Here is a 24578-nt window from a genome sequence, read left to right as displayed (position 1 = left end):
AGATGTCTCACGAAATTTTAAAATCATCTTATTTCATATTTGCTTTTGCCGTTTTAATACTTGACACGAAAATAGAAATTAACTCATTGGCTTCTATCTTTGCCATCGATAAATTCTTCAGATCTGTTGTTAAATTCGCTTTTTCAATAATTTTCAAACAGACAAAACTTTCTCTTAATTCTTTTAAACAAACCCCCATTTTATGAACGAAATCTTTGCTGCTTTCGGCACTTTGAGCTTCTCCATAATTTAACGCAGGAGAAGTTCCTGAACGAATAATTTGACCTGCTAAATGATTTCCTGCATAATTTTTCTCAAAATTACTAGCAACAATTATTATACTTGCCGCAAAATCTATCAATCTATTCTCCAGTTCTTGTTTATTCATTTTTAATTATTCTTTTAGTTTAAAAAACTATCAATTCTAATTTTCTATTCCAAAAAAATCTGAAATCAAAAATCGTTAATCGTAATTCTAAAATCGCTATCTCGATTTAAAATAACCCAATAACTTAGTTACGTAACTTTCGTCAACTCTTGTATTTACAATACCCGAACCTGATTTACTGAAAGTCTCTTTGAAATAATTCAACTGATCTTGATAATACTTCTCATAACTCATTCGAACAGCCTTAGAACCCGTATCGACCACTTGGATTTCGCCTGTTTCGGCATCAATCATTGGAACCATTCCAAGATTTGGCATTTTCTCCTCTCGTATATCATACACTCGAATACCGGTTACATCATGTTTTTTTGCTGCAATTTTTAGTGTATGCTCATAATCAGCCGACATAAAATCGGAAATGACAAAAACAATGGCTTTCTTTTTTTGAGTACTCGATAGGAATTTCAATGCCTGAGCAATATCTGTTTTATGACTTTTAGGTTCAAATTCTATCAATTCACGAATGATACGCAATACGTGCGACCTTCCTTTTTTAGGAGGAATGTACAATTCGATTTGGTCTGAAAACAAAATCAGTCCAATTTTATCATTGTTTTGCGTAGCCGAAAAAGCCATCGTGGCAGCAATTTCTGTTACGATGTCTTTTTTGAATTGATTTTTAGAACCAAAACTTTCTGAACCCGAAATATCTACCATAAGCATCATGGTTAATTCGCGTTCTTCTTCAAAAACTTTTACGTGAGCTTCATTATAACGAGCGGTAACATTCCAATCAATATTTCGAATATCATCGCCATACTGATATTGACGTACCTCACTAAAAGTCATCCCACGCCCTTTGAAAGAAGTATGATATTCACCAGAGAAGATATGATCACTCAATCTTCGGGTTTTGATTTCTATTTTTCGTACTTTTTTTAAAAGCTCTTTTGTATCCATTTGATTGTTGATTGTTGATTAACGATTGTTGATTTCAGATCTAAAATCTAAAATCAGTAATCTAAAATCTAAAATCTTTAAGGTACTTCTACTTCGTTTATAATTTTGTTGATGATATCTACCGAAGTGATGTTTTCGGCCTCAGCCTCGTAAGTTACACCTACTCTGTGACGTAATACATCATGAACTACAGCACGAACATCCTCTGGAATTACATAACCTCTACGTTTGATAAATGCATAACATTTTGCCGCATTGGCTAAATTGATACTTCCACGTGGAGAAGAACCAAAGCTGATTAATGGTTTTAAATTGGCTAATTTGTATTTTTCTGGGTAACGCGTAGCAAAGATGATATCTAAGATGTATTTCTCAATTTTTTCATCCATGTAAACTTCACGAACAGCCTGTTGCGCACGCAAAATTTGTTCCACTGAAACAACTGGATTTACTGTTTCGTAACTTCCTGTTAGGTTTTGACGAATTACCAAACGTTCTTCATCCATTTTAGGATAATCAATAACTGTTTTTAGCATAAAACGATCCACTTGTGCTTCTGGTAATTGATAGGTTCCTTCTTGTTCAATTGGATTTTGTGTAGCTAAAACCAAGAAAGGTTTTTCTAATTTAAAAGTGGTATCTCCAATGGTTACTTGCTTTTCCTGCATTGCCTCTAGCAAAGCCGATTGTACTTTTGCAGGAGCACGGTTGATCTCATCGGCAAGAACGAAATTTGCGAAAATTGGTCCCTTCTTAATGGAGAATTCATTTTGCTTGATATTGTAAATCATTGTCCCGATAACATCGGCAGGAAGTAAATCAGGGGTAAACTGGATTCTGCTAAAAGAACCTTGAACTGCTCTAGAAAGTGTATTAATTGCTAATGTTTTTGCTAATCCCGGCACTCCTTCTAATAATATATGCCCTTGCCCTAATAATCCAATCAATAATCGTTCAACCATGTGCTTTTGACCCACAATCACCTTGTTCATTTCCATAGTAAGAAGATCTATAAAAGCGCTCTCTCTTTCTATCTTTTCATTGATTGCTCTAATGTCTAAAGTCGATGTATTCTCTTCCATAAAATTATTTTTAATTCCTTGAATTTAATGCCTCAGTTTTGATAGTGCAAATTGAATTTTTTTTTAGAGGAAAGATGTTAAAAAATGGTTAAAACTTCTACAAATACTGCAATTTTAAGGACGAATTATGATACAATTTCCATAATTTTAAGAACTTTAAAAAATACATTCTAAAAAGTTACAGAAATCCATTTTTCTAAAAAAGAAACCTATTTAAATCAATTCTAATTTACAGAATGTAAAGCCTTTAGAAATAGATATTAGAATTATATATTTCTACCTAATTTTGCTATTTTTTTAATTCCTATTATTTAAAATATACGCTAACAAAATTTTCAAACTCAATTCTTAAGTTCAAATACAACATCATGACTAAAACAGTCTTAATAACAGGAGCTACAAGCGGAATTGGAAAAGCTACAGCACAACTTTTAGCAAAAAATAATTACACAATTATCATTTGTGGAAGACGAAAAAACCGTCTTGAAGAATTGGAAAAAGAACTGAGTCAATACACTAGTGTTTACAGCCTTGAATTTGATGTAAGCGACAAAAATGCGGTTTTTGCAAACATAGATTCACTCCCTGAAACCTTTTCAAATATTGATGTTTTAATTAATAATGCGGGTAATGCACATGGACTAGATCCTATTCAAGATGGGAATCTAGACGATTGGGAAAACATGATAGATATTAACCTAAAAGGATTATTGTATGTATCTAAAGCTATCATTCCGAAAATGATTGCTCAAAAATCAGGACATATCATTAACATCGGTTCTACAGCTGCCAAACAGGTGTATCCAAACGGCAATGTATACTGCGCTACTAAACACGCTGTAGATGCTATAAACAAAGGAATGAAAATGGATTTAAATCCTTATGGTATACGTGTTGGAGCTATTCATCCGGGACTGGTAGAAACCGAGTTTAGTGAAGTTCGGTTTAAAGGCGATACCGAAAAAGCAGCAAATGTATACAAAGGGTTTACACCACTAAAAGCCGAAGACATTGCCGATATTATTCATTTTGTCATTTCCAGACCGTACCATGTTAACATTTCTGATATGGTGGTTATGTGTACGGCTCAAGGTTCGGCAACTCTTGTTCAACGGGAATAGTAAGCATAAAAAAACAGCTCATAAGAGCTGTTTTTTTTGTAATTAATTAAAAGTAACTGAACCTACATCGGTGACTTGACCATTGGACACAACCACACCATTAACTACAACGGCTGTTTTTCCTGATGCCGTTTCTGGAGTTAAAGTCAAAGTATAAGTCCCTTCAGGAACACCATTTAACTGAAACTTTCCAGTTTCGTCTACAAAAGTAGTAATAACATCATCCCCAACTGGTACAGAAACAGCAACCTGATATCCTTCAAGTACAGGATTAATCATCCCTTTTATCACGCCTGAAGTTGCAGCAGCCGAAACACGAATAACAGGTTTTAAATTATACGACCCTGAACTACCTGCAGAAACAATAGATTTACTAGCATCAAAATCCAAAACAAACTCATAAGTTGCACCTGCAAGCAATGTTTGTTTTACATTTAACTTTAATCCAGATTGCATAGCACTTGGGGTACTTAATTGCATTACTTGATCTCCTTTTACTAAGGTATTATTTTCTCCTAAAACCAATCGAATTTGTCCCAAATATCCAGAGGGAACAACATTGTCAGCTAATAAAAGACTTACGCCTCCTGTTAGGTCTAATAAATTATATACACCCGGAGTAAAATTATCATCAACAATACTTATCCAGCCTTCTGAATCATCGGTACCATCTGATTTTTTAATCATTATGTCTTGGACATCAATATTTACTTCATCAAAATCTCCTGGCGCATCTACCATTCGAACCATAACTCTAGATGTTTGATTTCCGTCATCATTATCATTACAGGCAGTAAAAAAAATTGCAAGCAAAGCAATGATAAAAAACGATTTAGGGCAAAATTTAATCTTTTTCATTTTCTTTGATTTATTTAAAATTAGTATCTTAACAACGTAATAAAAGCAATAAAATTGTATTAAAAAATAAGGTTTTTCAAAAATCAAATCGTAAATCTTACTCTCAAATGATTAACAAACGGCTTTTAATAAAAAACTTGCTTGCTCATAATGATGAAAATAGTTTTTACGACAAAAAACGGCAATTAAATTTACACACAAAAGAAGGAAAATCCAAATTCTTAAAACACATTTGCGGACTGTCAAATTCAAATCCGGCTAACAATTCCTATATTGTAGTAGGAGTTGAAGACCAAGACAACGAAATTATAGGCACTGATTTTTTTGACGATAGCCATATCCAAAATCTTGTAAATGCCTACCTGGACAATCCGCCAAAAATTCAGTACGAAAATGTTCCTTTTCCCAACTTACCCAAGGATAGAGTAATAGGTTTAGTAACTATAAAGCCTAAAAACAAAGTATCCTCCTTTAAAAAAGGAATCCATACTATTCCTGCTCATAGTATTTTTATTAGGCGAGGAAGTAACACCACTCCCACGGAAGATAAAATTGAAAAAAACTACTTAAATACCGCAACGGTAATTGACCTTGAAAACAATTCCCGTAATAATATCCAATATACGCTGGACGGCTTCTATGATTTTATGAATTCGAGACATAAAAATATGGATCCAAAGTACAAGGTTTTCAAGGAATTATTTGTTATTTGCTGGGCAGGAATTCCTAAAACAGTAAGAGATAAAACCTTTTTATCAAGAGTAGATATCGAATTAATTAACGAGCATATTAAACTTTTTTATTCGGCGCAGGATGTAGTAACGATCTCTTTTGATCAAAACAGTTTCACAATTATCGAATATATTCCACTGGGATTAAATGATAAAACCAGTTTTTACCCTTTAGAACAACAAACTATTTATTTTTTTGAAAATGGCTATTATAAAATTGAAAGCAAAATGTTATTTGAACCACCCGTTTTCAATAAAAAAATGCTTTTTCATATTTATAATTCAAACGAAGCATTAGTAAACAAACTCAAAAAAGGCATGCAGCTCACGCCAAGAGAACTAAAAGACTTAGAAAATCTTCCTTCTACATTCATGATTTGTTATCTCAATGGTTTTGATGATGCCAAAAGAAAATTAATAGAACGCAAAAACCTACTTAAAACCTTTTCCCGCTATTTATTCTTTGTTTAAAGAAGCGATGCGTGTTCTTAGAAAAATGAAATATGATGTACAAACCTAAAACAGAATTTCAATCACATATCTTCAATCATATTTTTTATCAATTCTATTAATTTTTCTTTAGTAATAGGCTTAATTACGTAATCTGTTACTAAACTATTTTTTTTAGCCAATTGAATATCATTAGGAGATATGGACGAGGAACAGAGATATATAATTATTTTTTTATCAATTTTAGGTGCTAACTTCGAAAATTGATCTAAAAATTGCCATCCATCCATAATTGGCATGCTTAAATCCAGTAATATAATTTCAGGCAAAGCATCCACATTGTTACTATTTTCTCTTAGAAAATCAATAGCATCTAATCCATTACTAAAAACCCTAATCAATTCTACTAAATGGGTTCTTTCAATTGCTTTTTTTGTCAAAAAAACAAAAACCTCATCGTCATCAATTAAGGTCATATTATTAATTGTCTTCATAATTTTAAATTTTTAAATTCAACAAAAAAAGTACTGCCTACATCTACTTTACTCTCTACCCAAATCCGACCTCTCATTGCCTCAACCTGAGTTTTAATTAAATACAGACCAAATCCTTTTGCATCTTTGTGTCTATGAAATGTTTTTCGTATTTTAAAAACATGATGCTTATGCATATCCAAATCAATCCCTAGTCCGTTATCGCTTACAGATAATATAAATTTATCTTTTACTTGTTTGGCTTCAATTGTTAGGACTAATTTTCTATCGGGAGAACGATATTTTAAAGCATTACTAATCAAGTTAGTTAGTATACTATCAATATATTTTTGTGGAAAATAAATTAAAGAAACATCTAATAAATTTGTTTTTACAGTAACATCGTACTCTTTAATTTGAGTTTCAAAAAAACTTAAATTGTTTGCGATACAATCCCCAATATTAATTTCGTCAATTTTTAATACCTGCATCTTGTTGTACTTGAATCGACTCCACTAATTCGTTAAAAACCTCCAATAAATGGTTGATTACCGGTTTGATTTTCACTTGAATTTCTTTACGCTCCTCTTCATCATCACTCTGCTCAATAAAATCTACTAACATTGCTATATTAGTTAATGGTGCTCTTAGATTATGGGAAACAATGTTACAAAAATCAATCAACTGCTTATTTGTAATTTCTAGAGCAGTCGAATATCGAATTAAATTTTCTTCCGCCTTTTTCCTATCAGTGATATCCGAACGTATGGCCACATATTGATAAGGCTTTCCATGTTCATTTATAAAAGGAACTATAGTAGTATCTACCCAGTACGTTGAGCCATCCTTAGCTTTATTTTTCAATTCCCCTTTCCAAATATTTCCACTAGAAATAGTCCTCCATAAATTTCTAATAAATTCTTTCGAATGATAACCGGAATTAATGATTCTATGATCTTTTCCTAGAAGTTCTTCTTTAGTGTATTTCGAAATTCTACAAAAGTTATCATTAGCATGAATAATAATTCCTTTTTGATCTGTTATAGCGACTATTGAGGATTCGTCAAGAGCATGTTTGTAATCTGAAAGTTCATTTTTCATCCTAAACCCATTTTTAAAAGTGAACTTTTTATAAAGTTCAACTCATCTTACTTATAACATTAAAAACTAGACTTTTAAAGCGTTGATTAAAATCAAAAGTTATTTTGTACAGTTTTTCTCAATACTAAAAATATTGATTTTCAATAATCTGCATAAATTTATAAAAAAAATATCACCAAAAAATCACCAAAAAATCACCAAAAGCAGGTATATTTATCACTAAGAATAAAGGGGACAAAAACTCAAAAAAATATTTAAAAAAAAGTTCCTCTAAACACTTTTATATATTTTTACTATCTTGAAAAACTAAAGAAGATTTTAAAAAATGAGAACATTAGTTATTGGAGACATTCATGGCGGATTACGTGCTCTGCATCAAATAATGGAAAGAGCCAAAGTAACAAAAAAGGATAAGCTCATTTTTCTAGGAGATTATGTAGATGGATGGAGTCAATCTCCGCAAGTATTGGATTATTTAATAGAATTAAACAGCACGAATGATTGTATTTTCATTAGAGGCAATCATGATGAATTACTACTCCATTGGTTAAAAGACAGCAAAGACAACCTTTTATGGTACAATCACGGAGGAGAAGCCACTGTACTAGCGTACGAAAAAGTAAGTACTGAAAACAAACAATTACATGTTGAGTTCTTACAATCTTTACAGGATTATCATCTGGATGACAAACAACGCTTGTTTATTCATGCTGGATTTACCAATATGAATGGGGTAAATTATGAATATTTTCCAAAACTATTTTACTGGGACAGAACCTTATGGGAAACAGCTTTAGCTTTAGATACTAGCATCAATCCAAATGATGTAAGCTACCCTAAAAGACTCACTTTATACAACGAAATTTATATAGGCCACACCCCTGTGACACGAATCAACAAAACGATCCCAATCAAAAAAGGATGTATTTGGAATGTTGATACTGGAGCTGCTTTTAAAGGTCCTTTGACCATTATGGACATTGATACCAAAGAATTTTGGCAAAGCGAGCCCTTACACCAATTGTATTTTGACGAAAAGGGCAGAAATTAATTGTACTACTTTCAAACTCATACTATGAAAAAAATATTTGTATTATATAGGAATACTATCAATTGACTTGGCAAATGCTCAAGCTTATAAAGGAAAAACGGATGAAAAATTTGATATCGTGGCCAATCTTCAAGAACATGGTTCCGGAATTAGAATATCAAATGATTATGGATTAGGCAAAAACATTTCGGTGGGCGGAACTATTTCCTATTTACTGTCGGTTAGTAATGACGCACTTGGTAACAAACCTGATTTTGGAGACAGATTCGATCTAAAAATTCGCTTTAATGCCAATATTGGTAACATCTTCGATAGTAACGAAAAATTAGATATTTATCCTGGGCTGGATTTAGGGTTGAGAAATTTTGGTGGTCATTTAGGGGTTCGTTATTTCTTTACAGATGGCTTTGGAGTTGTAAGCGAAATTGGTTTTCCAATTTCCAAATACAAACCAGAAGCTACTGGATTTGACCTTTTGAACAATCAATTTACTTTTAATATAGGTGCTTCTTTTAATTTGTAAACGAAAAACAAAGCCAAAAAAGACAATTGAATTGGTTTAATTGTCTTTTTTAACTCACTCTATACCTAGCTACAAATCAAACTTTATTCCTTGTGCCAAAGGCAAGCTAGTGCCATAATTAATCGTATTGGTTTGTCTTCGCATATAGACTTTCCAAGCATCAGAACCCGATTCACGACCGCCGCCTGTTTCTTTTTCTCCACCAAAAGCACCACCAATTTCGGCACCGGAAGTCCCAATATTGACATTAGCAATTCCGCAATCAGAACCAGCAACGGATAAGAAAAGTTCTGCTTCACGCAAGTTGTTTGTCATTATTGCCGAAGATAATCCCTGTGCAACGTTGTTTTGAAGAGCAATAGCATTTTCGACTGTTCCAGTGTATTTTATCAAATACAAAATCGGAGCAAATGTTTCGCTTTGGACAATTTCAAACGCATTATCCGCTTCAACAATGGCCGGTTGAACATAACATCCACTTTCAAATCCCGGACCAGAAAGCACTCGTCCTTCTACCAGAATAGTAGCTCCTTCAGCAACTGCTTTTTCTAATGCTTTGTTGTATTTTTCCACAGCATCTGCATCAATAAGAGGTCCCACATGATTGTTTTCATCCAATGGATTTCCTATTCGCAATTGTTGGTAAGCAGCCACCAAGGCTAATTTCAACTTTTCATAGATACTTTCGTGTATAATTAAACGACAGCGTCGAAGTACAACGCTGACCAGCAGTTCCCACGGCACCAAAAACAGCACCTATAACAGTCATTTTAACATCGGCATCAGGAGTTACAATGATTGCATTATTTCCTCCTAATTCCAATAGCGATTTACCTAATCGAGCGGCAACAGTTTGCGCTACTATTTTCCCCATTCGGGTTGAACCTGTAGCAGATATCAAAGGAATTCTAGCATCATTGGTCATTAATTCCCCTAAAACATAATCTCCTGTTATCAAACAAGAAATTCCTTCTGGCAGATTGTTTTCCTGTAAAACTTGTGCTAAAATGCTTTGGCAAGCAATACCACACAGCGGTGTTTTCTCTGAAGGTTTCCAAACACAAACATTGCCACAAACCAAAGCCAAAGCCGCATTCCAAGACCAAACAGCTACTGGAAAATTAAAAGCCGAAATGATTCCAACCACTCCAAGTGGATGGTATTGCTCATACATTCGATGATTAGGTCTTTCCGAATGCATTGTCAATCCGTGTAATTGACGAGACAATCCCACGGCAAAATCACAAATATCAATCATTTCCTGAACCTCGCCGAAGCCTTCCTGCAAAGATTTCCCCATTTCATAAGAAACCAATTTCCCTAAGGCTTCTTTATTTTGACGTAATCTGTCGCCAAATTGCCTCACAATTTCGCCACGCTTGGGTGCTGGAATTAAACGGAAGGTTTTAAAAGCTTCGGAGGCTGCCTGCATTACTTGTTCGTAATCAGCAGCTGAAGTTATTTTTACTTTCGCAATTAATGTTCCATCTACTGGGGAGTAACTTTCCAAAACCTCTCCTTCTGAGAAAAAATGAATTCCCGTAGAAGTTCCTTCATTTACTTCCTGAATTCCTAATTGCTTTAAAGCTTCTTGAATTCCAAATTGTGTAGCGATTGTTGACATGGTTATGAATTTTTGTTTTTAGCCCCGGTAGGAGCGGCATCCTTTTCCTATCCGCCGCGGCGGACAGGAAAAGATATAGCGGATAACGGGAATAGCTCCTGAAAAAAAATTATTTTTTTGCTGTGAATCTTGGATCGGTTGCCATAACAGTTCCGCATTTTTCGCAAGAACGAAGACTTTCTGAATTATAAAAATGTTCAAAATGAGGCAGAAAATCTTTCTCTATATTATTCAATTCAAAATAGACCTCGTGCAATTTGTGATTGCAATTGTCACAAAACCAAAGCAAACCATCTACATAACCTTGATTGGCTCTTTTGCGCTCAATCACTAAACCGATAGAACCTTCGGAACGAGCAGGCGAATGAGGAACCATAGCCGGGTGTAAATACATATCTCCAGCATTCAGTTGCATTACTTTGCGCTCTCCATCTTCTTGAATATGCACTTCGATAGAACCTTCTAATTGATAAAACAACTCTTCTGTTTCGTTGTAATGAAAATCTTTTCGAGCATTAGGCCCAGCGACAATCATTACAATATAATCGCCCGAATCAACATATAAATTTTTGTTTCCAACAGGTGGTTTTAATAATTGACGGTTTTCGTCAATCCATTTAGTAAGGTTAAAAGGTTTTGAAATTGCCATTTTGAGTTGTTTTTTGAGAAATGCTAATGTACGAAAAAAAGAATTTTGGTTTCTATCCAACCGCAAAGTACGCAATGAGAAATCATTCTTTGTCTTTACAAACGCAAAGAACACAAAGTTTTGCGATCCTTGCGAAATACTTTGTTTTCTTTGCGGCTAGACCTTTTGCTATCTATTTTGCCTGCTTTATCAAATAAATATAAACAGGAAAATGATCACTAAAACCTACTTCGGTAGCCGAATGTCGTTTGGGATATCCTTTGTATCGTCCCGAACTTTGAATCAAATAACTTTTATTAAAAATGCCTGCTTTCCAATATTGATAAGTTGAAAAATCGTTTTTTATCAATGACTGACTCACAATAATTTGATCAAAAATATCCCAAGCATCCCCAAAAGCAATGGTTCCCAAACCCTTTTTAGCCATTTCTTCAAAAGGGTTATACATTCCTAATTCAGGAACCTCCTGTTTTTGAGCTTTAGCTCCCAAAGCTTTTTTGACACTCGTATTAAAAGGACTATCGTTCAAATCGCCTAAAGTAATCACCTTAGCATTTGGATTTATCTTTTGTAACGAATCAATTATCTTTCGATTTAAAAGGCCAGCAGCTTCTCGATACGGACTTGATTTTTCTCCCCACCGGAACGCGAAGGCCAGTGATTAACAATCACATGAACTTCTTCACCTTCTAACAATCCTGTCACTAAAAGCTGATCACGAGTAAAAATTCGGTTTTGATAGCTTTTTTCGGCAAAATCCTCCGCTGTTTCTTCTAAATCCAGAGCCAATTCTTGATTTGCTTTTTTATAGATATACAAGGGTATAGTAGTAAATGAAATGGGTTGAAAAAATTTCTTTTGGTACAAAAGCGCCACATCAATACCCCGTTTGTCTGGTGAATCGACATGAACAATCCCATAATCATGAATCGCTAGATTGTGTTGTTGAATTAAATCCTCCAGAACAGCTCGGTTCTCAATTTCAGCCCCAGCAATTAATGTAGGTGAGTTGGTATTTTCGGGTTTTCCAATTTCATTCAAAACCCGAGCTAGATTCTGTAATTTTTGCTGGTACTTATCATAAGTCCAATGTTGTTTCCCTTGAGGTGTCCATTCCTCGTCATACGCTTCTGGATCATTTAGGGTGTCAAATAAATTTTCGAAATTATAAAAAGCTACGGTGTGAATACGATAACTTTTAGGTTGTGCGAAACCTATTTGAAAAAAAATTAAAAAAAGAAATACAATACTTCCTGATTTAGACATAAACAACTCGTATTAAAGGTGTTTCGTAAATTTAATCCATTTCGTATAATTTGCAATACACTATTTTTTAATTTTAGCTATCTTTGTTTTGATACTTAACAGAAGTATTTTCATTTTTTAATTTTTCAGGAGAACACTCGTATGCCTACTTCTCGATTTTTATCATTAAACCGAATATCAAGTGTATTCCTATTATTCTTTTTTCAAACTTTCACCATTCAAGCCCAAAAACCTATGATTACACCGGCTACTTTACAAAAAGGAGACACTGTTGCCATTGTTGCAACTGCCCGAAAATATACTGAAAACTTATTACAACCTGCCATCGACCTTTTACACAATTGGGGACTAGAAGTCGTAATTGGTAAAAGTATTGGTTTAGACAACAATCAACTTGCGGGTACTGATGAAGAAAGAACGGCTGATTTTCAAGCCCAACTAGACAATCCAAATATTAAAGCTATTTGGTGTGTAAAAGGAGGCTATGGAACAGTTAGAATTATTGATTCATTAGATTTTACACAATTCAAAAAAATCCAAAATGGATAGTAGGTTTTAGCGATATTACTGTTTTGCACAACCATTTAAATACACTTGGTTACAAAACCATTCATGGAATTATGCCTGTAAGTATTCCAAGAGCCACTTTAGAAGCCAAAGAAACATTAAAAAAAGCTTTGTTTAACGAAGCTTTACGTTACGAAATCCCTTCAGATCCTATGAATCGATTAGGTAAAGCAGAAGGAGAATTAGTGGGCGGAAATTTATCTATTTTATATAGTTTATTTGGTTCACCTTCGTCCATAGATTGTACAGACAAAATATTATTCATTGAAGATTTAGACGAATATTTATACCACATCGATCGCATGATGATGAATTTAAAACGAAATGGTTGTTTAGAAAGCATCAAAGGTATCGTTGTAGGTTCGATGACAAAGATGAAAGACAATGAAATCCCTTGGGGAAAGAATGCTGTCCAAATTATTGAAGATGTAACTAAAACTTATAACATCCCGGTGATTTACAATTTCCCGGCGGGACATATTCAGGACAACAGAGCACTGGTTTTAGGCAGCCAGGTAACTATGGAAGTTACAGCCGAAAAAAGTATTTTGAAATTTGAAGACTAGTCAATTTTAATAATTGAGCAACTAATACGCTGAATTCTAAAAAACTTACTACTGAAGACTCTTACAAATGGCCGAACACAACGAATTAGGAAAATTAGGAGAAGAATTAGCCGTTGATTTTTTAAAAAACAATGGCTATTCTATAGTAGAAACCAATTGGACTTTTCAGAAAGCCGAAATAGACATTATTGCACAACTTGAAGATACACTTGCCATAATTGAAGTAAAAACGCGTTCGTCACTTGAATTTGGCCTTCCACAAGATGCTGTAAACAGCAAAAAAATAAAACTACTTACGAAAGCGGTTGACAACTACGTAGTCGAAAATAATCTTGATCTCAACGTCCGTTTTGACATCATTTCCATTCACAAATCCGATAAATCATTTGTAATTGAACATATTACTGATGCTTTTTTTCATTTTTAACGACATTTTTTATGTTATTTTTATAACAAATTGTTTTTTTTATTATATTTGCGTGCAATTTTAACGACTTTACTAAGTAAATCGAATTTAAAACTACGTAAAAATACCTAAATTAATTATGAAAACTGTTTCATCAATAGTAGAGAATTACATCAAAACAAAGCCTTTTCTTTTAAATGCTCTGTCCCTTGGAATTATCAATTTAACCTCTTTATCCCGAAACATCATGTCGGAATTAGAGAGTGAGTTTGGAAAAGAAGTTAAACAAGGAGCTGTTGTAATGTCCTTAAAACGATTAACAGAAGAACTGGATTTCAGACTAAACCATAAAATCAATAAGGTAATTAAAAACATTGGTGAAATTACGGTACGTTCAGCTTTAACAGATTATACTTTTGCGGTTTCAGAAACTGTTTTAAATAAACAAGCCGAATTAATTTCGGACATCAATGGTTTTCCGGATGTTTTTTACACTTCGTCAAGAGGAGTAAATGAGATTAACATTGTGGTAAGCAACACCGTTAACAAACTGGTAGACAAACATTTTTCTAATGAAAAATTAATTCAGAAATTAGACAATCTAGCTTCTATAACAGTTAAATTACCAAAAGAAAACATTGTGGTTCCAGGAATTTATTATTTTATTTTCCAACGTTTGGCTTGGGAAGGAATTATCATCAACGAAGTAATTTCGACTTCTAATGAATTCACTATTTTGGTTGGTGAAGATCAGGTTGATGTAGCTTTCAAAGTAATCAAAGATTTGAAAAACTAAAAACAAACATAACAACTGAAAAAAGCAGGCTTTTTTTAAAGACCTGCTTTTTTTATGCTTTTTATTCAAAAAAATTATTTGAAATCAAATCAATAACTAAAACTAACCCCCGCAATTAAGAAATTCTTCCCAAAAAAATCAGTGTTTTTTGTTGCTCCATTATGCACATAATTCAGCGAAATTGGCATTATAATATTACTCCCTAAATCAAACTCCTTACTTGCTTTTAATGCTAAATTAACCAACGAAGGTTTATCATAATCAGCAAAATTGTAATATGCAGCCTTGTTATTTAAAACAACACCGGCCGAAGGCGCTAATTCTATATTTTGAATTAATTTATGAGGGGAATTTTCGAACAAATTAAAAACATATCCCAATTCGAAATAAGTAGTGTAATTACGCTTAGGTTCATCTCTGCTGTTGTATTGATAATCATTACCTCCCACAAATGTACTTATGGTAGCATTAAATGGGTATTGATATCCTTCAGAAAAATCAAAATACAAGATTGCGTCTATTGTTTGTGAACTCGTAGGCCCATAATCAAATAATTTATTACTCACTCCTTCCACTCTGCTTACCGAAGGCCAATAATAATCCCAAAGTTGGAGCTGTAAAAAATTAGTAATTTGGTAACTCAAATACAAATCAACTTCTTGATATCCTTTATAATAATTTTCATTATCAGGATAATAGTAATCCTTTTTAAAATTAGTAGTTGCCCAGCTTCCTATTGTAAATTTTGGAGTAACTGCGTATTCTAACGAAGGTTGTACAGCCAAATAATCACCTCCCCAACATTGTCCTCTCCAAACATAGCGACTCACTACATCAATAGTGAAACTAATTCTTTTATCTTCTGAAACCTCATCCTCACCAGGTTTTTCTTCTTGCGAAAAACCAAAACCCGATAACAACAGTAGTACTGGACAAAAAAAACTTTTGATTACATTCATTTGAAATACATTAATATTTATCAATTAATTCAAACAAACGTTCTCTATTCAAGGGCTTAGTTATATAATCATCAAAACCTGCTTTTTCAATTTTAGCTTTATCTTCTGAAGAAGAATAAGCTGTCTGGGCTATAATAATTAATTGTGGACGAATAGGCCTTATCAGTTCAATGGCTTCAAACCCATTCATGACAGGCATTTTGATATCCATTAAAACCAAATCAATATCAGAATTATTGATGCAAATATCTACTGCCTCCTGTCCATTTACGGCTCTTATAATCTGATAACCTTTATCTTTCATCATTTTTTGAAACAATAAAAATTTTAAATTATCATCTTCAGCTATCAAAATTACCCTATTCTGGGATTTTGCTAATTCTTTTTCACGGATTGGCTTAACCACTATATGCTCCACTTTTGCATATTTCAAAGGAATTGAAAAATAAAAGATAGAACCTTCTCCTACTTTTGACTCCAGACTAATAGTTCCTCCCAGAATTTCTATATAAGCCTTAGAAATAGAAAGTCCCAGTCCCAATCCTCCTACTGTTATAGACTGATCATTTTCTATACGCTTAAATCGGTCAAAAACATGCTTATGATGATTTTCATCAATTCCCGAACCCGTGTCCTGTATGGTAAAATGAATTAATTTTTCTTCTTCATTAATCTCATACTTAAAAGTTACCAGACCTTCATCGGTATACTTGATTGCATTTGTCAATAAATTAATTACAACTTGTTTTAATTTAATCGCATCTGTAACAATATTATAATCCGCAGGAACAGAACTCTTGTATAACTTAAACTTTAAAGGTTTCTTTTTCGGTATTGTTACCTTAACCGTTTTATAAAGTTCTTCAATACAGGATTCCAAGTTGATTTCAGTAAAATTCGGTGTTATCTGATTGGTATCAATTTTTGACATTTCAATCAAATCATCAATAATTGATGTTAAATTTTTTCCGTTTTGTTGAATGATAGTCAGATATTCTATTCGTTCTTCTTCACTAAGTTCTGTGTTCAAAATAAGTTCTGTAAAACCATTGATAGCATTCATTGGCGTTCTTATCTCATGGGATAAATTGGCCAAAAAAGAAGCTTTTAACAAATCACCTTCCTCTGCCTTAATCTTGGCTTTAATCAAAGCTATTTTTTGGTTATTATTTTCTTCAAATAATCTACCTATGTAACTAAACTCACCGGAGGTTTTTTTCAACTCGGCTATTGCACTCAAACTCCCCCTTTGAAGCGCTCTTCGCACGAAATACAATGGGCGATAAACTAATTTTTGTGTGTAATAAATACTTACTACTAAATACACTATAAAAACAGTAATGATGATATATAAAATTCGAATAGTATTCTCAAAATACACATCAAAATTTCGCTCAAAAAGTAATTTACCAATAAGTAAACCTCTGGAGTTTTTTAAAGGATAAACAGTACTAACAATATGCCTTTGCTCAGCTCTATTTTCATCACTATTTAAAAAAGCAATTTTGGAAGTTGTAATTTTTTCTAAGTTCTTTATAAATTTTTGATTAATTAAACGAACAGCAAAAAAGTAACCAAAAGGCTTTGTCTTTATTTTTAAAGGATCGTCTGAAGGATGAATCGTAGCACCCGTTACTTCTACAATACCTTCGGGAATTTTTATATAGAATTTTGCTACTCTTTTTTTATCCAAAACAAGCATAGCTTGCCTCGGAATAAAATCAATAGTCTTAATTACAGCAGTTGGGGTACGGGTTATAAACTTTTTATTTTGATCATAAACCCCTAAGTAATCGGCACCATAAATATCTAATTCATTACTAATAGTCTCATCATACCAGCTTTGTTTTTTTGTTTTAATAAATTCAACAAACTCATCCCAGTTGGTATCATTCTTTAAAGCCGTGAGTATAGGTTTTGATTCTAATAATAATAATTCATTGATTTTGCTTTCAAATAATTCCACCGAATTACGATAAGCATCCTTTTCTGTCTTATTAATATAATACAATAAAACAGCATAAAGCATCAAAAAAACTACACTTGAAGAAACAATTAAACAAAGTATTTTAGGGGACGTTTTTTTTAATGTCATATAGCCGATAACTAAAAATTTAATATTAAAAAGATTAAATTTATAAAAAAAACAAAGCAATACTCCTTAAATTCAAATTATTCGTCAAACTACATTGAAATTATTTTTCAACCCAAAAAACATTCAAATTTTTAATACAAAAATCAAACAGAAAGTTACAAAAGAAACAGTTTTATTCTTCTTTTCCTCCCAATAGCTCCATCAATTCCAAAGCTCTTCTGGTTGATTTTACGTTATCAAAAGTCAGCAATAAACGTAAACCATTAGCGGTTTGTTTTTCTTTCATTTTGCAAAGTGTTGGATTTTTTTGAACAAAGACTAAAACTTTATGAAAACGATTCGACTGGTAAAAATCCGATTGTTGATCAGAAACAAAATAACCTATCATTTTTCCTTGTTTCATGACCAGTTTTTCAATTCCCACACGAGTAGCCACCCATTTGATTCGGATACTATTCATTAACGCATTAGCTCTTGGAGGCAAAGGACCAAAACGGTCAATGAGTCTATTTTGGAAAACCTGCAATTCCTCTTCATTTTTAATGGCGCTCAATTCGTTATACAAATTCATACGCTCCGAAATATTATTGATGTATTCATCCGAAAACAACAACTCAAAATCGGTGTCAATTTGCAGGTCTTTTACGTATTCTTTGGTTTCAATATCATTCTCAACCGGATACAAATCTTTGAATTCGTTTTCTTTCAGCTCTTCAATTGCCTCGTTCATAATTTTCTGATAGGTATCGAAACCAATTTCGTTAATAAAACCGGATTGTTCTCCTCCCAATAAATCTCCAGCACCACGAATTTCCAAATCCTTCATGGCAATATTGAATCCGCTACCCAATTCAGAAAATTGCTCCAAAGCCTGAATACGTTTTCGGGCTTCCTCAGTCATCGACGAATAAGGCGGGCAAATAAAATAACAGAAGGCTTTCTTATTACTTCTTCCCACTCGTCCACGCATTTGATGCAAATCCGAGAGACCAAAATTATTGGCATTATTGATAAAAATGGTATTGGCATTAGGCACATCCAATCCACTTTCGATAATAGTCGTCGCTACCAAAACATCAAATTCACCATTCATAAAAGCCAACATCAGTTCTTCGAGTTTTTTACCGTCCATTTGTCCATGACCAATTCCCACTTTAGCATTGGGCACCAAACGCTGAATCATTCCGGCTACTTCTTTGATATTTTCAATGCGGTTATTGATAAAATAGACCTGACCGTTACGCTGAATTTCATACGAAATCGCATCACGAATTACTTCCTCATTAAAACCTACTACATTCGTTTCAATAGGATATCTATTGGGTGGAGGTGTTGTAATAACTGACAAATCACGAGCTGCCATTAATGAAAACTGCAAGGTTCTAGGAATTGGCGTTGCTGTTAAAGTCAGCGTATCCACATTGGCAGCAATAGTTTTTAATTTGTCTTTTACGTTTACACCAAACTTCTGTTCTTCGTCTACAATCAACAAACCTAAATCTTTAAAAACGACATTTTTGTTCACCAATTGATGTGTTCCAATCACAATATCTAATTTCCCTTCAGCTAATTCTTTTAGGGTTTCTGCCTTTTGTTTGGCTGTTCTAAAACGATTCAAATAGCCAATTTTTACTGGCATATCTTTCAATCGCTCTGAAAAAGTTCGGAAATGCTGGTAGGCCAAAATAGTTGTTGGCACCAAAACCGCCACCTGTTTACTATTATCCACTGCTTTGAAAGCGGCACGAATAGCGACTTCTGTTTTTCCAAAACCTACGTCTCCACAAACCAAACGATCCATTGGGCGGTCGCTCTCCATATCGGCTTTTACTTCGGCTGTCGATTTGATTTGGTCCGGTGTATCTTCGTAAATGAACGAACTTTCTAATTCGTTTTGCAAATAACTATCGGGCGCGTATTGAAAACCTTTTTCCAATCGCCTTTTAGCATACAATTGAATCAGGTTGAATGCAATATGCTTGACTCTGGCTTTGGTTTTTTGCTTTAAAGCTTTCCATGCATTCGAGCCTAATTTGTATATTTTTGGTGGCGTTCCATCTTTGCCGTTGTATTTTGAAATTTTGTGTAGCGAATGAATACTCACATACACAATATCATTATCAGCATATACCAATTTAATGGCTTCCTGCGTTTTGCCTTCGACCTGAATTTTTTGCAATCCACCAAATTTCCCAATTCCGTGGTCAATATGTGTCACATAATCGCCCACTGAAAGTGTAGTCAGCTCTTTTAAGGTGATATTCTGTTTTTTAGAATAACCGTTTTTGATGCTAAATTTATGGTAGCGCTCAAAAATTTGGTGATCGGTATAGCATGAAATTTGGTTCTCTTCGTCAATAAAACCTTGATACATAGGCAACACAACGGTATTGTATTGCTTACGGATATTCTCCGAATTGGCTTCATCTAGGGTTTCAAAAATATCATGAAAACGCTTTGCCTGAGCCTCATTCGAACAAAACAAATAATTTTTATAGCCATTAAAATGATTCTCGCTCAAATTATTCAACAACAAATCAAATTGTTTGTTGAACGAAGGTTGCGGATAAATGTGAAATTCAAACTTTTTAGTAGTTCTGAAAATCGCTTTTGAACTTAATTCGACAACTGAAAAATCCAACGCACGTTTTACAAAAGCTTTTTGGTCTAAAAATAATTGCTCAGGTGTAGCGTGCTTGATATCCTTAGACAATTTCTCAAAAGCTTCTTCGGCACGGGCAAATTGTTTGTCTAATTGCGCTAAAACATCTTCCGTATTCTGTATAAAAAGAACGGTTTTCTCTGAAATATAATCTAAGAAACTCTCTCTATTTTCCTGAAAAACTTTGTTTTCGACATTAGGAATTATGGTGATTTTCTTTTGCTGTTCAATCGACAATTGGGTAGCCACATCAAAAGTTCGGATACTTTCGACCTCATCGCCAAAAAACTCAATTCGGTACGGATTATCATTCGAAAATGAAAATACATCTACAATTCCACCACGCACTGAAAACTCACCGGGTTCCGTAATAAAATCAACCCTTTTGAATTCGTATTCGAATAAAACTTCATTGATAAAATCAATTGAAACCTTATCGCCAACAGTTACCTTGAGAGTGTTTTTGTCCAAATCACGACGAGTTACTACTTTTTCAAATAGCGCTTCAGGATAACTGACTATAACAGCTGGTTTTTTGCGCGAATTAATTCGGTTCAACACCTCTGCACGAAGCAATACATTGGCATTATCCGTCTCTTCAATTTGGTACGGACGACGATAGGAACTAGGATAAAACAACACATCTTCCTCACCTACCATTTGTTCTAAATCGTTCAAATAATAAGCTGCTTCTTCTTTATTATTTAAAATAAGTAAAAAAGGAAGTTCCGCTTTTTTAAACACCGAACGAATAACAAACGACATGGCCGAACCTAACAATCCACTTAGATGTAATTTGGCACCCTGCTTCTCTTCTAACGCTTTGGTAATTTGTATTGTTTTAGGAGAAGTTTCGTAAATAGTATAAAGGGCAGATTTACTCAACTCTCGCATCGTTAGGATTAATAATTGCTCTTGTACTTGAAGGCATCATCGAGCCATTTGGCATCATTGGACCGTTAGGAATCGCTCTTGCCGAGTCCAACAACATTCTTCTCATCTCGTCTTCCCCTTCTTCAACAGGAATTTTACTTTTCTCTGTCAAAATATCCATTTGGCGCTGTAAAGTGGTCAATTCTTTATTGATTTCGCCCACTAATTCCACCACTTTTTTATCCGGAATATTGTCCAAATGAATGTACATATCGAGTAAACGCACCTTAGTAATCAAAACCTGAATACGGCTTTTAATTTGTGGTTTATCAAATAATGGTGGAATATTTACGTTCAACACCATGGCTTTTTTTGAAATCGCATCCGATTTTTGTTGGAATGCGCCAATCGTTTTTTTAGGTTTTTGTGCCAATTCCTGCATGAACATACGAAGTTCATTCCAGGATATTATACTTTCTTCTGTAGCCTCATTGATGGGTTCATCATAAAAATCCCAGCCTTTCTGGATGTTTTCAAAAATGACTTTTTTCTTTTGGGCGTCTTTGAGCTGTTCAGCTAGTCTTTTTCGATTGTCTTCTTCCTTACAAGAAACCATCAAAAGCAACAAACCAAATATATAGAATAGCTTGTATTTCATCGTAATTTTCATTGAACCGCAAAGTTACAAAGTAAAACTAATTTCGTACACTTCTTTAAGTAAAGAATAACAACCGATAAGTGTAAGAATATTTTTATTAGATTTGTTCTTGATAATCTTTGTGGATACGAATTAAAATTAAATCCTATCCACTCTAGTTTATTGAAACAAAATCTTACATTATCAAAAAAATGATACTACATAAAAACCTCATTTTTAGTTTTTTTGCTTTTTTCCTATTCATGCTGTCTACAGGATGTAAACATAGAGATTATCAAACCTTAATTATCAATACAAAAAGTAATGAAATATCTCTTTTAAAATCGAATGATTTTATTATTGATTCAATTAGTATTGATTATTTAGGTAAAAATTATTTTTCTCTAGCTTTAATAAATAAATTAAAAGGAACCAATAAAATATTACTAATAAAACCGGATAATAATTACAAAATTTATCTAAATAATTTAAAAAAATTAACCTGCAAAGATGATATAAATCTAAATGTAGTAATTAGAAAAAAAGACTCAAAAACTAAATTAACTAGTGATATTGCAAATAATTACAAACATTCCAAAGATATTCAAGTACTAAAATCATATAAATTTGATCTATGCTTTAAAATTGTTGACACAGTGAAAATAATGTATCGATAAAATCGAAACCCAATCGCTCAGATAGAGACAAACTTTAGCGCAGGCATTTGTCTGTGACCTTTAAAACAAAACCCGACAGCTTTCTAAAAACTGTCGGGTTTATTGTTTCTAAATGTGACTTTAAAAATTACTTCACTTCGTAACTATTATTTTCTGCTTTGACATCCGCCATTAAACCACTTGGGTCAATGGTGATTTTTTTGATGCTGCTTTTTACCACGGGAATGCTTAATTTGTATTTTGGATTCGCCCAAGTCCAATCGCTTAGGATTGTTCTTTTAACAGCTGGATTAGCATTTGCTTTTTCAAAATACATCATGCGCAACGGAATGTAAAAATTTTCTAAAGTCCCATCTGTATATTCGACTTGTAAGTCAATAGGCATTGGCATTCTACCTATTCGCTCTAAATTAATTACTGTTTTATCTCCTTTTTCCACAACAGAAGAAATTCCGTAATCTATCGTATTGGTTGTTTGTGTCCAATCGGTTAAATACCAATCCAATTCGGCTCCCGATACACGCTCCGCTGTACGTTTAATATCATTAGGTGTAGGATGTTTGAACTTGAAATCATTGTAGTACTTCTTTATGGTTTCTGCTAATTTATCCTGACCTATAAGATAGCCCAACTGCGACAAAAAGATACTCCCTTTGATGTAAGACGAAATGCTATAAGGCCTGTTTTCATCATATCGGTCGGCATGGGTAGTTTGCGGTTGTTCCTTACCGGAATTCACCAGTGAATAATAAGCTTTATAATTTCCTTCAAATGGATTCTTGGCTTTATTGCCTAAAACTTCATTGACCGCTAAATCTTCAACGTATGTCGTAAAACCCTCGTCCATCCATGGATGCTTAGATTCATTTGATGCTAAAATATGCTGAAACCAAGCGTGTCCTAGCTCATGTGTTGCCGTTCCAAAAGTACCTTCAAGTGATCCATTTCCTAAAATCAACGTACACATGGCATACTCCATTCCACCATCGCCTCCTTGGATAAACGAGTACTGATTGTAGGGATAATTGCCTATATTTTTGTTGTAAAAATCCATCACCTTAACCATTAAAGGCTGCATTTTTTTCCAGTTTTCAATAATTTTAGGATTGTTTTTGTACAGGAAATGTAGGTCTACATTATTAGGGCCTTTTACCACATCATGTAGATATTCCTTATCGGCTGCCCAGGTAAAATCATGAACCATAGGTGCAATAAAATGCCAAGTTAGTTTTTTAGTTCTTCGGGAATGTTTCACAACTACTCCAGCATCTTGATAACCATGCCCTATTTTATTAGGCTTTTGTAAATAGCCTGAACCACCCAAAACGTAATCTTTGTCAATGGTAATTTTTACATCAAAATTTCCCCAAACACCATGAAATTCTCTGGCGATATAGGGATCGGCATGCCAACCTTCAAAATCAAATTCGGCTATTTTAGGATACCATTGTGACATGGATAAGGCTACACCTTCGGCGTTATTTCGACCTGAACGACGAATTTGCAAAGGTACTTGTCCTTCAAAATCCAACGTAAAAGTGGTTTTCGAATGAGGCAAAATGGGCTTTGCTAAGAGCACTTCTAGAATAGTACCCTTTGTCTTTGTTGTAGCTTCAAGTCCATCTTGCTTAAAATTAGTTACTTTCAAATAACCAATTTCGTTTGGCTTTAAATTTTGAATCCGATTTTCTTTAACAATAGAATCTCCTACTTTATTTTTTCGTACCATTCTAGCATCAGGATCTTTGATGTTATCAGCCCTTTCTGCCATTTCGCTTCCTGGTTGGAATGCATTATTATACAAATGATAATACACTTTTTTTAAAGTATCTGAAGAATTATTAGTGTACACCAATAGTTGTTTCCCTTTGTACTGATACTTTTCGGCATCTACAGCTACTTCCATTTTATAATCAACAGCTTGTTGCCAATAAGGCATTTTTTGAGCCTCAACAGAAAATGCATTTATAAAAAGGAATGCAAAAAATAGAATTTGTTTCATACTAGTTGTAAAATAAAAAATGGAAGGATGTTAGGTCCTTCCATTAAATTTCGATAAAGAT

The 24578-nt window shown here is 33.6% G+C and carries 20 protein-coding genes and 3 pseudogenes; 8 read left to right on the top strand and 15 right to left on the bottom strand.

From position 1 onward, the window contains the following. Positions 1-28: 28 nt before the first annotated feature. From P5P90_RS10035 to P5P90_RS10025, 3 genes are all read right to left on the bottom strand, one after another. On the bottom strand, positions 29-388 hold the full coding sequence (locus tag P5P90_RS10035; protein ID WP_278034562.1) for a four helix bundle protein: 360 nt from the start codon (positions 386-388) through the stop codon (positions 29-31). Positions 389-484: 96 nt separating this feature from the next. Continuing rightward, entirely contained in the window at positions 485-1348 is an 864-nt protein-coding gene (locus P5P90_RS10030; protein WP_278034561.1) for a DUF58 domain-containing protein, read from the bottom strand. Positions 1349-1425: 77 nt separating this feature from the next. Further along, positions 1426-2430 (bottom strand): AAA family ATPase, encoded by a 1005-nt coding sequence (locus P5P90_RS10025; RefSeq protein ID WP_278034560.1) that lies wholly within the window; start codon positions 2428-2430, stop codon positions 1426-1428. Between the two features lie 368 nt (positions 2431-2798). Between P5P90_RS10025 and P5P90_RS10020 the strand changes: the two genes are divergently transcribed. Then, positions 2799-3551 (top strand): SDR family NAD(P)-dependent oxidoreductase, encoded by a 753-nt coding sequence (locus P5P90_RS10020; protein ID WP_278034559.1) that lies wholly within the window; start codon positions 2799-2801, stop codon positions 3549-3551. Between the two features lie 42 nt (positions 3552-3593). On the opposite strand, the gene P5P90_RS10015 is transcribed toward P5P90_RS10020, so the two are convergent. Beyond that, on the bottom strand, positions 3594-4409 hold the full coding sequence (locus tag P5P90_RS10015) for a DUF4382 domain-containing protein (RefSeq protein ID WP_278034558.1): 816 nt from the start codon (positions 4407-4409) through the stop codon (positions 3594-3596). 137 nt (positions 4410-4546) lie between these two features. On the opposite strand from P5P90_RS10015, the gene P5P90_RS10010 reads away from it, so the two are divergent. Continuing rightward, a complete protein-coding gene (locus P5P90_RS10010) occupies positions 4547-5611 on the top strand; it encodes an ATP-binding protein (RefSeq protein WP_278034557.1) in 1065 nt (354 codons plus the stop codon). A gap of 62 nt (positions 5612-5673) precedes the next feature. Here P5P90_RS10010 and P5P90_RS10005 read toward each other — a convergent pair whose 3' ends face one another. From P5P90_RS10005 to P5P90_RS09995, 3 genes are read right to left on the bottom strand one after another with little or no spacing between them, the layout of a single operon-like run. After that, positions 5674-6084, bottom strand: a complete 411-nt coding sequence (locus tag P5P90_RS10005) for a response regulator (protein ID WP_278034556.1) — start codon at positions 6082-6084, stop codon at positions 5674-5676. After that, on the bottom strand, positions 6081-6554 hold the full coding sequence (locus tag P5P90_RS10000; protein WP_278034555.1) for a sensor histidine kinase: 474 nt from the start codon (positions 6552-6554) through the stop codon (positions 6081-6083). The genes P5P90_RS10005 and P5P90_RS10000 overlap by 4 nt, the downstream gene beginning before the upstream one ends. Then, on the bottom strand, positions 6535-7164 hold the full coding sequence (locus P5P90_RS09995; protein WP_278034554.1) for a PAS domain-containing protein: 630 nt from the start codon (positions 7162-7164) through the stop codon (positions 6535-6537). The genes P5P90_RS10000 and P5P90_RS09995 overlap by 20 nt, the downstream gene beginning before the upstream one ends. 325 nt (positions 7165-7489) lie before the next feature. Between P5P90_RS09995 and P5P90_RS09990 the strand changes: the two genes are divergently transcribed. Continuing rightward, positions 7490-8215 carry a metallophosphoesterase gene (locus P5P90_RS09990; protein WP_278034553.1) on the top strand — a complete coding sequence of 242 codons (726 nt, stop codon included), beginning with the start codon at positions 7490-7492 and terminating at the stop codon, positions 8213-8215. 37 nt (positions 8216-8252) lie between these two features. Continuing rightward, the gene (locus tag P5P90_RS09985; RefSeq protein ID WP_278034552.1) at positions 8253-8738 is read left to right on the top strand and encodes a DUF6646 family protein; all 486 of its coding nucleotides are present in this window, start codon (positions 8253-8255) and stop codon (positions 8736-8738) included. A 69-nt stretch (positions 8739-8807) separates the two neighbouring features. Here the strand turns inward: P5P90_RS09985 and amaB are convergent. The 3 genes and pseudogenes from amaB to P5P90_RS09970 all read right to left on the bottom strand — a co-directional run bounded on the left by amaB (position 8808) and on the right by P5P90_RS09970 (position 12277). Further along, positions 8808-10362: pseudogene (gene amaB / locus P5P90_RS09980) on the bottom strand (L-piperidine-6-carboxylate dehydrogenase). Positions 10363-10471: 109 nt separating this feature from the next. Beyond that, positions 10472-11011, bottom strand: a complete 540-nt coding sequence (locus tag P5P90_RS09975) for a 3-hydroxyanthranilate 3,4-dioxygenase (RefSeq protein ID WP_278034551.1) — start codon at positions 11009-11011, stop codon at positions 10472-10474. Between the two features lie 172 nt (positions 11012-11183). Further along, a pseudogene (locus tag P5P90_RS09970) lies at positions 11184-12277 on the bottom strand (endonuclease/exonuclease/phosphatase family protein). Between the two features lie 234 nt (positions 12278-12511). On the opposite strand from P5P90_RS09970, the pseudogene P5P90_RS09965 reads away from it, so the two are divergent. From P5P90_RS09965 to P5P90_RS09955, 3 genes and pseudogenes are all read left to right on the top strand, one after another. Beyond that, a pseudogene (locus P5P90_RS09965) lies at positions 12512-13410 on the top strand (S66 peptidase family protein). A 67-nt stretch (positions 13411-13477) separates the two neighbouring features. Then, a complete protein-coding gene (locus P5P90_RS09960) occupies positions 13478-13837 on the top strand; it encodes a YraN family protein (protein ID WP_278034550.1) in 360 nt (119 codons plus the stop codon). Positions 13838-13955: 118 nt separating this feature from the next. Further along, positions 13956-14612 carry an aspartate kinase gene (locus tag P5P90_RS09955; protein ID WP_066325704.1) on the top strand — a complete coding sequence of 219 codons (657 nt, stop codon included), beginning with the start codon at positions 13956-13958 and terminating at the stop codon, positions 14610-14612. A gap of 89 nt (positions 14613-14701) precedes the next feature. Here P5P90_RS09955 and P5P90_RS09950 read toward each other — a convergent pair whose 3' ends face one another. The 4 genes from P5P90_RS09950 to P5P90_RS09935 form a co-directional block, all read right to left on the bottom strand. Continuing rightward, positions 14702-15571, bottom strand: coding sequence for a TorF family putative porin (locus P5P90_RS09950; RefSeq protein ID WP_278034549.1), 870 nt, complete (start codon positions 15569-15571; stop codon positions 14702-14704). A 10-nt stretch (positions 15572-15581) separates the two neighbouring features. Further along, entirely contained in the window at positions 15582-17666 is a 2085-nt protein-coding gene (locus tag P5P90_RS09945; RefSeq protein ID WP_278034548.1) for an ATP-binding protein, read from the bottom strand. Positions 17667-17838: 172 nt separating this feature from the next. Then, entirely contained in the window at positions 17839-21213 is a 3375-nt protein-coding gene (mfd, locus tag P5P90_RS09940; protein WP_278034547.1) for a transcription-repair coupling factor, read from the bottom strand. Beyond that, positions 21206-21859 carry a hypothetical protein gene (locus tag P5P90_RS09935; RefSeq protein ID WP_278034546.1) on the bottom strand — a complete coding sequence of 218 codons (654 nt, stop codon included), beginning with the start codon at positions 21857-21859 and terminating at the stop codon, positions 21206-21208. The genes mfd and P5P90_RS09935 overlap by 8 nt, the downstream gene beginning before the upstream one ends. 191 nt (positions 21860-22050) lie before the next feature. Between P5P90_RS09935 and P5P90_RS09930 the strand changes: the two genes are divergently transcribed. After that, positions 22051-22515, top strand: coding sequence for a hypothetical protein (locus tag P5P90_RS09930; RefSeq protein ID WP_278034545.1), 465 nt, complete (start codon positions 22051-22053; stop codon positions 22513-22515). 127 nt (positions 22516-22642) lie between these two features. Here the strand turns inward: P5P90_RS09930 and P5P90_RS09925 are convergent, their stop codons facing one another. Continuing rightward, positions 22643-24517: a M1 family metallopeptidase gene (locus tag P5P90_RS09925; RefSeq protein ID WP_278034544.1), complete on the bottom strand. Its 1875-nt coding sequence runs from the start codon at positions 24515-24517 to the stop codon at positions 22643-22645. Positions 24518-24578 lie beyond the last annotated feature (61 nt).

The organism is Flavobacterium nitratireducens (genome assembly GCF_029625335.1).
Classification (GTDB): domain Bacteria; phylum Bacteroidota; class Bacteroidia; order Flavobacteriales; family Flavobacteriaceae; genus Flavobacterium; species Flavobacterium nitratireducens.
This window is presented reverse-complemented; position numbering and strand designations above follow the sequence as displayed.

Coding starts and splice junctions, on each gene's coding strand:
- P5P90_RS10035 (WP_278034562.1), bottom strand. CDS start 388: ATGAATAAACAAGAACTGGAGAATAGATTGATAGATTTTGCGGCAAGT.
- P5P90_RS10030 (WP_278034561.1), bottom strand. CDS start 1,348: ATGGATACAAAAGAGCTTTTAAAAAAAGTACGAAAAATAGAAATCAAA.
- P5P90_RS10025 (WP_278034560.1), bottom strand. CDS start 2,430: ATGGAAGAGAATACATCGACTTTAGACATTAGAGCAATCAATGAAAAG.
- P5P90_RS10020 (WP_278034559.1), top strand. CDS start 2,799: ATGACTAAAACAGTCTTAATAACAGGAGCTACAAGCGGAATTGGAAAA.
- P5P90_RS10015 (WP_278034558.1), bottom strand. CDS start 4,409: ATGAAAAAGATTAAATTTTGCCCTAAATCGTTTTTTATCATTGCTTTG.
- P5P90_RS10005 (WP_278034556.1), bottom strand. CDS start 6,084: ATGAAGACAATTAATAATATGACCTTAATTGATGACGATGAGGTTTTT.
- P5P90_RS10000 (WP_278034555.1), bottom strand. CDS start 6,554: ATGCAGGTATTAAAAATTGACGAAATTAATATTGGGGATTGTATCGCA.
- P5P90_RS09995 (WP_278034554.1), bottom strand. CDS start 7,164: ATGAAAAATGAACTTTCAGATTACAAACATGCTCTTGACGAATCCTCA.
- P5P90_RS09990 (WP_278034553.1), top strand. CDS start 7,490: ATGAGAACATTAGTTATTGGAGACATTCATGGCGGATTACGTGCTCTG.
- P5P90_RS09975 (WP_278034551.1), bottom strand. CDS start 11,011: ATGGCAATTTCAAAACCTTTTAACCTTACTAAATGGATTGACGAAAAC.
- P5P90_RS09960 (WP_278034550.1), top strand. CDS start 13,478: ATGGCCGAACACAACGAATTAGGAAAATTAGGAGAAGAATTAGCCGTT.
- P5P90_RS09955 (WP_066325704.1), top strand. CDS start 13,956: ATGAAAACTGTTTCATCAATAGTAGAGAATTACATCAAAACAAAGCCT.
- P5P90_RS09950 (WP_278034549.1), bottom strand. CDS start 15,571: ATGAATGTAATCAAAAGTTTTTTTTGTCCAGTACTACTGTTGTTATCG.
- P5P90_RS09945 (WP_278034548.1), bottom strand. CDS start 17,666: ATGACATTAAAAAAAACGTCCCCTAAAATACTTTGTTTAATTGTTTCT.
- P5P90_RS09935 (WP_278034546.1), bottom strand. CDS start 21,859: ATGAAATACAAGCTATTCTATATATTTGGTTTGTTGCTTTTGATGGTT.
- P5P90_RS09930 (WP_278034545.1), top strand. CDS start 22,051: ATGATACTACATAAAAACCTCATTTTTAGTTTTTTTGCTTTTTTCCTA.
- P5P90_RS09925 (WP_278034544.1), bottom strand. CDS start 24,517: ATGAAACAAATTCTATTTTTTGCATTCCTTTTTATAAATGCATTTTCT.